Below are 10,121 nucleotides of genomic sequence, written 5' to 3'. Positions count from 1 at the left end.
ACAAGGACCGGAACAAGGACTGGGGCCACAAGCACCACGACAAGGACTGGGGCCACAAGGACCAGAACAAGGACCGGGACAAGGACTGGAACAAGGACCGGAACAAGGACTGGGGCCACAAGCACCACGACAAGGACTGGGGCCACAAGGACCAGAACAAGGACCGGGACAAGGACTGGAACAAGGACCGGAACAAGGACTGGGGCCACAAGCACCACGACAAGGACTGGGGCCACAAGGACCAGAACAAGGACCGGGACAAGGACTGGAACAAGGACCGGAACAAGGACTGGGGCCACAAGCACCACGACAAGGACTGGGGCCACAAGGACCAGAACAAGGACCGGGACAAGGACTGGAACAAGGACCGGAACAAGGGCTGGGACAAGGACTGGAACAAGGACCGGAACAAGGACTGGGGCCACAAGCACCACGACAAGGACTGGGGCCACAAGCACCACGACAAGGACTGGGGCCACAAGGACCAGAACAAGGACTGGGACAAGCACCAGAACAAGGACTGGGGCCACAAGGACCAGAACAAGGACTGGGACAAGGACCGGAACAAGGACTCGGGCCACAAGCACCACGACAAGGACTGTGCCCCGGCGCATGGCCACGTCTACGCCTGACTCCTAACCGCCACACGCACTCGAGCTCGGGTGACACAGAGGCGGCTATTGCAACGGGGGCGACGCTGGAATGAAGCAGTCCCTCCCCCCTCCACCCGGGTGGAGGGGGGAGGGGGCTTCAAAGTGACGTGAAGGCGTCCAACGACTCGGACACCCGCGTCCAGCTCGCGTGACTGGGTTGCCGCTTTCAGAACCCGATCGGGAGATAGGAGGAACTCGAAGGTCGCCTGGTTGGCATGTCGTGGCCGCCTCCTCGACACCACAGACTGGCCGCCATTGTCCGTCGTGAATGCACGCTCATGGCCGCGATCCGCGTGGTGAGCATGACCCCGCCAAGTTGGGCGCCACGCGGGTCGACGAGCACACGGAGCCACGGCTGCGGCTGCGTGTGCCGTTACGACTTGCCTTACTGGTTCAAGCGCGCCTTCGGCGCGAGGGCGCACTGCGGGCGGCGCTGGCGCGCCGTCCTCGCGCACCCCATCCAGCGCAAGTGCAGGCACATCGAAACGCCCGCCCCCTACCAGGAGACGAGCGTCATCGTCCGCAACTCGCGCGGTCAAGGTCTGGAGCGCCACTCCCCGCCGACCCCCCGACCCGATCCCGAATCGTTTGCCCGCTGCCGCCCGGCATCAAGGGCGCAGAGCGTCGCTGCGCGATTGCCTCCGGCCACCCTGGACCCCGGCCACCACCGAGCAGAGGGCTGGTTATCGGGCCGGAGGCTCCCTCCTGGCCGGGTCCGAGCGCGCACCCCCCACGCACCCAGCAGCGCCAAGCTCCCAACAAACCCCTTGGGCGTCGTGGCGGCGCCGAACGCTGGCCACGGCAGCGCCCCGGGTCCCTCGGGTCGCTACAGCCAGCCCCGGGTGCGCGCGACAATTGCGGCCTCGGTCTTGGTGCGGGTGCCTGTCTTGCCGATGGCGGCCGAGAGGTAGTTGCGTACGGTGCTGTCGCTGAGGAAGAGCGCCTGGGCGATGTCGGTGACTGCGGACCCGTCCTCGGCCGCCGCGAGCACGTCGCGCTCACGCGCTGTGAACGGATTCGTGGCCGTCCGCAGGGTGGCGCCCGCAAGCTCGGGGTCGACGACGGGGGCGCCAGAGGCGACCCCTCCGGATGGAGTCGGCCAGGCCCTCGGCCGGCTGGTCCTTGACCAGGAAGCCTTTGACCCCACTTGTCATCGCCCGCTGGAGATAGCCGGGTCGGCCGAAGGTGGTCAAGATGACCCCGGCACTCCGGCATCAACCGCGCCAGCTCCTCGGCGGCATCGAGGCCCGGACGTGCGGCATCTCGATGTCCACATTCGTACCATCGCCGGTCTCAGTCGACCGCGACGAATCCAGGGTTGTCATCGCAGCCTCGATGCACTCCGACTCGGGGACTCGCGGGATCTGTCGAGAGGGTGTCTGCCCGGCCAGGGCGTGGGTGCCCTGAGGTTCTCGTCGACGTGGGGCCCTAGACCTTCGGGATGTCGCCTCGGGAGTCACTCGGCTCGTGGTCGGCGTACGGCGCGTCGGGACACATGTCGTAGGTGCTTCCCGGGGTCGGGTCGAGCCAGCCGATCTCCGGAACCAGCACGATGTCCTGGCCGCAGTGGCGGCAGCGAGCGTGCCTGAGCGAGGTCCGGGCGACCCTGCGAACAAAGCGCGCCATGCTCCCCACGTTCTCGCCGGCACGCTGTCCACGGCAGTGTCGGTTGGCTGCCGGTTGTGGGTCAAAGGTCCTCGGGCAAGGAGGAGGAGCCCGGCGTCCGCATCGGATCGGGAGGACGAACTGCGATAAAGGCGGTCCTGTCCGACAGGCGACCCCAGCTCCGACGCCTGTCAACCGCTATAGCCCCGACACGGGCGCTTCGACTGCCCGTCCGGTGCGTTCGGCAACGGGGAGCTCGGCGGCGGTGAGGGGCAGCTGATCGGGGTCGAGGACCTGCCTTCGTTGCAACGCAGTGGACCCGAGCTGCTGAAACGGCTGGAGAACGCCCCGGGTGCCGAGGGGCCCCGCGTCGACAAGGTGATGTCCCAGGTCACGGCGCTGCTGCGTTCGGGACTGGTGCCGCGCGACCTCCAGGCGGCCATGTACGACGTGATCGCGCTGCTGCCCGGCGTGGTGATCACCGACAACCAGGCGAGCTTCGAGGGCCGCACGGGCACCGCGATCGGCGTGCCCAGCTCGAACGGAAAGGATCTACGAGGTCATCGTCGACCCGGGGAGCGGCGACTACCTTGGACAACGCCAGACCCAGCTCGGCCGCGTGGGCGCCGTCCCGGCCCACGCGATCATGTACTCGGCATCGGTCGAGATGAAGGTCGTCGACACCGCTCCGTGAGGGCGGTGAACGGGACCCTCGGCATCAGGTATTCACGGAATCCGGTCAGGAGGTGTGTTCAGCCATGACGACGAACTCCAGGACGGCCATGGAGGAAGTGCTCGTCGGTGGGCTGACGGACTGGACCGACGTGAGCTGGGCAGCCGGGGCGGTACAACCGTCCGAGGACGTCGATCCCGGCACGCTGCGTGACTCGACCCTGGCTCTGATCGCCGACCTCTTGGGCTCCGGCCTCGTGGTTGCCGGCGACATCGTGGCTGGCCGGCACGTCCCTTGGAACGCAGACTCGGCGGAGTCCGTCGATCGCATCTCCCGCGAATGGATCGAGAACTGGGGAGACGAGGTCCCGACGCCGGGAGCGATCGGATGGCTGGACAACACGGCGGCAGGAGATGAAGTGGCGCGCAGCGTGTTGGCGAGGGAGGGGATGGGGGCGACCGTGGCAGCAGGAGCGGGCACCGGGCCAGTACCTCCGATCCGAGCCACCGGAGATGGCCTGGACCGAACCTACGAGAGCCCGAGTGATCTAGCGACCGACCTGGAGTTCGAGTCCGAGCGCGAGTACGTCGAGGCCGGATTGCCGCTGACGAAGTTCGTCGATGCCCGGGGGCAGCGGTATCGAATTCTCGTGGCTTCACTGGAGGTCGTGCTCTGTGTGCGCGTCGCCGATGACTTCGATCCCCGTGGTTTGAAGATCTCAAGGATTCGCAGGGACGGTGCGGAGGTTGTGGTGGAGCGTTACGGGGAGGACGTTCATCGAGCACTACGCGCCTCCGAGGAACCAGACCGGAAGTTCGCTTCGGTCATCGACATCGGTCCGGACCCTCAGGCGTTGCTGGTCGCAGGCTCGGAGCTCTTGGAGTCGGAGGTCGCCTGGCTCGACTTCGACGCTGCCTGGCTGTCGCTCGCAGATCCGGCTCCGCCGTTGGGGGCGCGCGACCTCGTCAGGGCGATGTCCGCACGCTTCCGGCGTACGGTCGGCCGGCCGAGGCCCCGTCGCCGGTCGTGACCGCGAGCGCAGGCCGGGGAGATCCGGCCCGAGGGCGAACGCCGCATGCGGCCGTTCCTCGCGGTGCTGACACACTCGTCAACCCGACATCTCCACCTGCTGAGAGGAACACATGCGTCTGTGGCCCGTCGCCACCGCGCAGCGCACGCCGGCTCGGGATGCAGCGCGCACAGCCCTGGTCGTCCTTGCCATAGCACTGTCGGGAGCGTGCGCCTCCGAGACACCCCAGGGTCGTGACGAGCCGACCGTGTCAGCCACCCCGACCCCCGCCGGGGAGAGCGAGAACCGCGCGCCGTCCGAGCGTGCGGAGCAACGGCTCCGCGCCCTGGAGAAGCGCTACTCGGCCCGCCTCGGCGTCTTCGCGCTCGACACGGGCACCGGTGCCACCGTCGCGCACCGCGCCCACGAACGGTTCGCCTTCGCCTCGACCTTCAAGGCACTGGCGGCTGCCGCCGTCCTCGACCGGACCACTCCGGCCGAGCTCGACCGGGTCGTCAGTTACGACGCCTCGGACCTCGTCGCCCACTCGCCGGTCACCGAACGTCATCTGGGGACGGGGCTGTCCCTGGGGCGCATCGCCGAGGCGGCGGTGCGGGAGAGCGACAACACCGCAGGCAACCTCCTCCTCGAGCGCCTGGGCGGCCCTGCCGGCTTCCAGAAGACCCTCGAGGCGCTCGGTGACGACGTCACCGTGTCCGCCCGCACGGAGACCGAGCTCAACGAGGCCGCCCCCGGCGACGTACGTGACACCACCACTGCGCACGCCTTCGCGAGCGTGCTGAACTCCTACGCGCTGGGCGATGCCCTGTCGGCGGACGACAGGAACACCCTCCAGCGCTGGATGAGCGACAACCGCACGGGGGAGACGCTGATCAAGGCGGGCCTGCCGCAGGGGTGGCGCGTCATCGACAAGTCCGGCGCGGGCGGACGCGGAACGCGCAACGACATCGCGGTCGTCTGGCCGCCCGGGGCAGCTCCCATCGTCCTCGCGGTGTTCTCCGACCGCGCGGACGCCGACGCGGAGTACGACGACCAGCTGGTCGCCGACGCTGCCCGGGTCGTCGTCCAGTCGCTGCGGTGAGCACCTGCCACAGGGTGACCTGACATCCATGGCTGCCTGTTCTCGCGGAATTGCGCTCGATGGACTTGATGACTAGCTAGCCCGAACCGCCGGCTCATCACCGACCCACCAACGGCTCTCGGTCTTTCGGCACACCGGCCCCGTAGCCCGAGGCCGCGCACGCCTTCGCGAAGGCTGCCGCTGCCAGCCCCGAGCCTGCGGCGCCAGGGACTCTCGGGTGCACTCGATCCGTGTCGCAGCGACCGCGGTGGGAGGACAGCGTGTCCATGTCGCACAGGCTGCTCAGGTAACGCCGCTTGGGTCACCTCAAGGTCGGCGCCTGCACCCTGCCCCTGGTCGATCGTGAGTGCCGCACGTCGGAGACATCAGGCCGCACCTCGACCGGCAAGTCCTAGCGTCACGTCGGTGATCATGTCTTCCTGGCCGCCGACGAGGCCGCGTTTGCCCACCTCGATGAGGATGGTGCGGACGTCGACGCCGTAGCGCTCAGCTGCCGCCTCGGCGTGGCGCAGGAAGCTGCCGTAGACACCGGCGTAGCCCAGTGTGAGGGTCTCCCGGTCGACGCGCACGTGAGCTGGCCGCTGGTCCCTGTCTCGCATACCCATGAGCTGGATGCGAGCGGTGTCGCGGTCGTCCTCGCTCGGGCGCTCGCTGAGGGGAAACGGTCAAGCCAGCCGCCGCGCTGGCTGCCTACGAGGCTGCCCGCCAACCCGGACTGCCCAGGTGCAGACCAGCTCCCGTTCCAACCTCGCTGCTCGTGCCGTCACTGACGGCCTGCTCGGCAAGCGGAACTGGTGGTCGCCCGCGTGGCTAGCGCACGTGCCCGGTGATTGGGCTGGGCCGGCGCAGGTGAGGTCGAACTCGACGTCGTCGGTCACCACGTCGTCGAACGGGACCGGCCCGTCGTGGCCGTGGCGGGTGCGGCTCCCCGTGGGGGGAGGCCGAAGGCGTGCGCCAGAAGCTCGTGGGAGCGGCGACGGTCGACGGGGTCGACGATCAGGTCCTGGACCATGACCTCGTCAGCGCCGCTCTCCTCCAGCATTGTTTCCAGTGTGGCGCGGACGTCGTCGGGCCCGCCGGCCACGAAGCGCGGCCACTGACCGTCCACGATCGTCGTCGGCTCGTCCAACTGGGTCGGAGTCATCTCCCGGGCGGCTTCCTCAGGAGTGGGTGCCATCACCGAACCTGCGGCCCGGCCGGCGCGGCTGAGTCGGGCGTAGTAGCCCTTGGGGGAGTTGGCCAGGCGCAGGCCCTCATCTGTGGTTTCGCCGACGGCCACGTTGACCGCCAGGATCGCCCGTGGCGAGTCCAGCCCGAAGCCCTGGGCCTTGAACTGTTCGCGATAGTGGCGCAGGGCCGGTGCGGCACCGGGCGGGTTGATGAAGCCGGCGAAGGTGTAGCCGATGCCGAGAGCGGCGGCGAGGTTCGACCCGTTCGGGCTGGAGCCCAGCAGCCAGGTCTGTGGCACTTCGGGCACGGTGGTCATCAAGGGGTGCTCGGCGAACGGGTGGTCGTCTGGGAAGGACTCGTACAACCAGGCCAGTGTCTCCAGCACCTGCTGTTGGTGATTGACCTGAGCCGGGTTCTCACGGTTCTGTTGGAAGGCGAGGTCGAGGACCGGCCCTGCGGTGGCCCGGCCCATGCCCAGGTCGATCCGCCCGGGCGCCATCACCTCGAGCTGCTTGAACATCTCGGCCACCTTGAACGGGCTGTAGTGGTTCATCAGTACGGCCCCCGACCCCAGTCGGATCTCGCTGGTGACCATGGCGGCGGCTGCGATCAGCAGCTCGGGGTGGTGGGAGGCACCCGCTCGGCTCAGGTGGTGCTCGGCGAACCAGATGCGGTGGAACCCCCGTTCCTCGGCATGGCGGGCGGTGTCCAGTGCGTCGGACAGGGCGTCCTTCTCGGTGGTTCCTGGTGCGACCGTCGCGAGGTCGACGATGGACAACTTCATGGGGGGTGCTCCTCGGTCTCGATGACGGCGTCCGGTGACGCTAACGGAGCCGCCGGCCCCGGTGGCTCTGCTGGGGCACCTCGAGCGCCCGGGGCCGGGCGGTAGGCCCTCGAAGTCGTCAGGAGACCCCACATTCTCCGATCAGAGATATGGCACGGCAGGGGTCAGAGATACGGCGCGGGAGAGGGACGGCTCGGACAGGTGACGGTGCGATCTGCCCGATGTTTTCTCCGGGACCGCCGACCCCAGTCCACGGCAAGTCGATGTGGGTAGCGACATACCACTCACTCGACCCGCCACGGCGCACGCCTTCGCGAGCGTGCTGAACTCCTACGCGCTGGGCGACGCCCTGTCGGCGGACGACAGGAACACCCTCCAGCGCTGCGGTGAGCACCTGCTGGCAGGCCCAGCCGACTGACCGTCGTACGGGACTCGCGTCCCGCGCGAGGCGGGAAAACCATCCGGACCTCCGTGACCTGACTTGGCCTACGCGACGCGCTTGGCCCACACCGCTCTCGTAGTACGAGCCAGGCTCGGCTCAGGCGCCGCGAGGGAACCACCTTCCCTGCCCGGCGCCGACGCACGTGCGAAGCACGACTTCGCAACCCGACGACTTTCGCTTCCTTTCAATTCATTGACCTCCCGATTGCGCGAGTGACAGGTTTCACAACAGTCACACGGTGATCTTGGGAGTGAGACATGGAAGGTCTCGACGAGTACGAGCGTGAGCAGGCGATCCTGCTCGAGCTCGAATCCAGCGGCCGGGTGATGGTCAACGACCTCGTCCCGAGGTTCGGGGTCTCGGCCGTCACGGTGCGCAAGGACCTCGACGGTCTCGAGCGCCGCTCCCTGCTGCGACGCATCCGCGGCGGTGCGGTGAGCGCCGGGAACGCCGACGAGGGCGCCTGGTCGATGAGGGTGCGGCACTCCGCCGAGGCCAAGCAGGACATCGCGGCCGCTGCCGCCGAGCAGGTCCGCCACGGCGACACCATCGCCCTGGACTCCTCGACCACCTGCTTCTACCTCGCGAACCGCCTGCTCGACCGCCGCAACCTCGTGGTGGTCACCAACGGGCTCCGCACGGCCAGGCTGCTGATGGAGGGGAGCAACGCGATGGTCGTCCTGCCCGGTGGAGTCCTGCGCCGCTCCTCGGAGTCGATGGTGGGGCCGATCGGGGACCTGCTCTCGGGCCGCGGGCGCATCCGCAAGGGATTCTTCGGCCTGGTCGGGCTCTCCACCGAGCTCGGGCTGCTCGACGTCAGCATCGACGAGGCGCACACCAAGGGTCTTCTCGCGGCCGCCTGCGACGAGGTCTACGGACTCTTCGACCACGCCAAGGCCGACCGGTTCGCCCTGCACTCGTTCGTGGAGACCGAGCGGATCACGGCCCTCTACAGCGATGCCGGGATCGCTCCCGCCGTGCGGGCCGAGTGGCGCGAGGCCGGAGTCGAGATCCGTACGGCAGGCCCCAGCGCCAAGGTGAGCCTGATCCACCCGGACTCCGCATGAGCGCCCGGCGCAGCGTCGCTGCGGTCGACCTCGGTGCCGAGAGCGGCCGGGTCGCGACGATCGCCTTCGACGGCGAGCGCCTGCACCTCGACGTTGCCCACCGGTTCACCCACGTGCCGACCGAGGAGGGCGGCATCCTGCGTTGGGACCTCGACCAGATCTGGAGCGATGTCGAGGAGGGCCTGGCTCGCGTCGACGCCGGCGAGGAGCCGGTCTCCTCGGTCGGGGTCGACGCCTGGGGTGTCGACTACGGGCTGCTCGACGGCTCGGGCGCCCTCGTGGACACCCCAACCTGCTACCGCGACCAGCGCAACCTCACGGCGATGCGGTGGGCCCTGGACAACCACGGACCCGAGGAGCTGTACGACGCCACCGGGGTGCAGCTGATCGCGATCAACACGTTGTTCTCGCTGGTCTCCGACGTGCGCGACCACACCGACCGGATCGTCGCCGCGGACCGGCTGCTGATGCTCCCGGACGTGATCCACCACCTGCTGTGCGGCAGCACCGTCACGGAGTACTCCGCGGCCTCGACGACCGGGGCGCTCGACATGCGTACCGGCGAGTGGGCCACCGCCCTGCTCGACCGGCTGGGCATCCCCGCGCGGCTGATGCCCGAGGTCGTCCCGCCCGGCACCGACGTGGGCGCCCTGCTCGGCGAGCACTCGGGTGCGCTCGCCGGAGCCCGGATCGTCCTGCCTGCGGCGCACGACACCGCCAGCGCCGTGGTCGGCACACCGTTCCGCGCACCCCACGAGCTCTTCATCTCCTCCGGCACGTGGTCGCTCGTCGGTGTCGAGCGCCCGCACGCCGTGGTCAGCGCGGCCTCGCGCGAGGCCAACCTCACCAACGAGGGCGGGTACGCCGACACGATCCGGCTGCTGTCCAACGTGATGGGGCTCTGGCTCCTCCAGGGCTGCCGGCGCCAGTGGGCCCTGGAGGGGGAGCAGCTGAGCTACCAGGAGATCGCTGACCTCGCGGCTGCGGCGCCGGGACTGAGGAGCGTCATCAACCCCGACGCCCAGGAGTTCCTCGCGCCGGGTGACCTCCCGGGGCGGATCCGCGAGTACTGCCGTCGCAGCGCCCAGCCCGTCCCGGACTCGGTCGGTGCGGTCGCGCGCTGCGTGATCGACTCGCTCGCCCTGGGCTACCGCGCGGTCGCGGAGACCATCGAGGCCGTGACCGGCGAGGCGCCGGGCGCCGTGGCCATCACGGGCGGAGGAGCCAGCCACGGGCTGCTCTCGCAGCTGACCGCCGACGCCACCGGGCTGCCCGTGCGCTGCGGACCCGTCGAGGCGACCGCCCTGGGCAACGGGGCCGTGCAGCTCGCGGCCCTCGGCGAGCTGGACGGCCTCGGGGAGATCCGCAGCGTCGTCGCTGCCTCCTCCGGCCTCGTCACCTACGAACCGGCGAGCGAATCGAGGACCGGGCACGACTGGGCCGCCGCGGCCGAGGTCGTGGCCCGGCTCAGGCGCCGCGACCAGGCCGAGTCGGGACTCCGCCACGAGACCGGCCACCGGGAACGGGGGGCAGCGGTCTGAACCTGACGCGGCCCTCCGCGCTCCACCAGGACAGCAGCACCCACGAGCCCCCTCCGTGCGCGGGCGGGGACCAGA

Annotated in this window: 8 protein-coding genes and 1 pseudogene; 5 read left to right on the top strand and 4 right to left on the bottom strand. The window is 69.3% G+C overall.

Translation table 11 applies throughout. The annotated features are described in order from the left end of the window. Nucleotides 1–632: pseudogene (locus AC4BGB_RS10700) on the top strand (hypothetical protein); the annotation flags it as partial. Nucleotides 633–1,479: 847 nt separating this feature from the next. Here the strand turns inward: AC4BGB_RS10700 and AC4BGB_RS10695 are convergent. Continuing rightward, a complete protein-coding gene (locus tag AC4BGB_RS10695; protein ID WP_490546760.1) occupies nt 1,480–1,800 on the bottom strand; it encodes a response regulator transcription factor in 321 nt (106 codons plus the stop codon). Nucleotides 1,801–2,081: 281 nt separating this feature from the next. After that, complete coding sequence (locus tag AC4BGB_RS10690; protein WP_490546759.1) at nt 2,082–2,279, bottom strand: hypothetical protein; 198 nt, start codon at nt 2,277–2,279, stop codon at nt 2,082–2,084. A 737-nt stretch (nt 2,280–3,016) separates the two neighbouring features. Between AC4BGB_RS10690 and AC4BGB_RS10685 the strand changes: the two genes are divergently transcribed. Beyond that, nucleotides 3,017–3,961, top strand: coding sequence for a hypothetical protein (locus AC4BGB_RS10685; protein ID WP_490546758.1), 945 nt, complete (start codon nt 3,017–3,019; stop codon nt 3,959–3,961). Between the two features lie 247 nt (nt 3,962–4,208). Continuing rightward, on the top strand, nt 4,209–5,042 hold the full coding sequence (gene bla / locus AC4BGB_RS10680) for a class A beta-lactamase (protein WP_490546757.1): 834 nt from the start codon (nt 4,209–4,211) through the stop codon (nt 5,040–5,042). Nucleotides 5,043–5,407: 365 nt separating this feature from the next. Here bla and AC4BGB_RS10675 read toward each other — a convergent pair whose 3' ends face one another. Together AC4BGB_RS10675 and AC4BGB_RS10670 are read right to left on the bottom strand one after the other, a co-directional pair. Continuing rightward, nucleotides 5,408–5,611, bottom strand: coding sequence for a hypothetical protein (locus AC4BGB_RS10675; RefSeq protein WP_490546756.1), 204 nt, complete (start codon nt 5,609–5,611; stop codon nt 5,408–5,410). 305 nt (nt 5,612–5,916) lie between these two features. After that, a complete protein-coding gene (locus AC4BGB_RS10670) occupies nt 5,917–6,996 on the bottom strand; it encodes an MsnO8 family LLM class oxidoreductase (RefSeq protein WP_490546755.1) in 1,080 nt (359 codons plus the stop codon). A 699-nt stretch (nt 6,997–7,695) separates the two neighbouring features. Between AC4BGB_RS10670 and AC4BGB_RS10665 the strand changes: the two genes are divergently transcribed. Beyond that, nucleotides 7,696–8,505: a DeoR/GlpR family DNA-binding transcription regulator gene (locus AC4BGB_RS10665; RefSeq protein ID WP_490546754.1), complete on the top strand. Its 810-nt coding sequence runs from the start codon at nt 7,696–7,698 to the stop codon at nt 8,503–8,505. Then, on the top strand, nt 8,502–10,046 hold the full coding sequence (locus tag AC4BGB_RS10660) for a rhamnulokinase (RefSeq protein WP_490546753.1): 1,545 nt from the start codon (nt 8,502–8,504) through the stop codon (nt 10,044–10,046). Before AC4BGB_RS10665 ends, AC4BGB_RS10660 begins: the two co-directional genes overlap by 4 nt. Nucleotides 10,047–10,121: the final 75 nt, after the last annotated feature.

The organism is Nocardioides sp. Z30_9 (assembly GCF_058215735.1).
This window is presented reverse-complemented; position numbering and strand designations above follow the sequence as displayed.

Bases quoted from the DNA above. Each gene is read 5' to 3' on its own strand.
- AC4BGB_RS10660 (WP_490546753.1), top strand. From the start codon at position 8,502: ATGAGCGCCCGGCGCAGCGTCGCTGCGGTCGACCTCGGTGCCGAGAGC.
- AC4BGB_RS10690 (WP_490546759.1), bottom strand. From the start codon at position 2,279: ATGGCGCGCTTTGTTCGCAGGGTCGCCCGGACCTCGCTCAGGCACGCT.
- AC4BGB_RS10670 (WP_490546755.1), bottom strand. From the start codon at position 6,996: ATGAAGTTGTCCATCGTCGACCTCGCGACGGTCGCACCAGGAACCACC.
- AC4BGB_RS10685 (WP_490546758.1), top strand. From the start codon at position 3,017: ATGACGACGAACTCCAGGACGGCCATGGAGGAAGTGCTCGTCGGTGGG.
- AC4BGB_RS10665 (WP_490546754.1), top strand. From the start codon at position 7,696: ATGGAAGGTCTCGACGAGTACGAGCGTGAGCAGGCGATCCTGCTCGAG.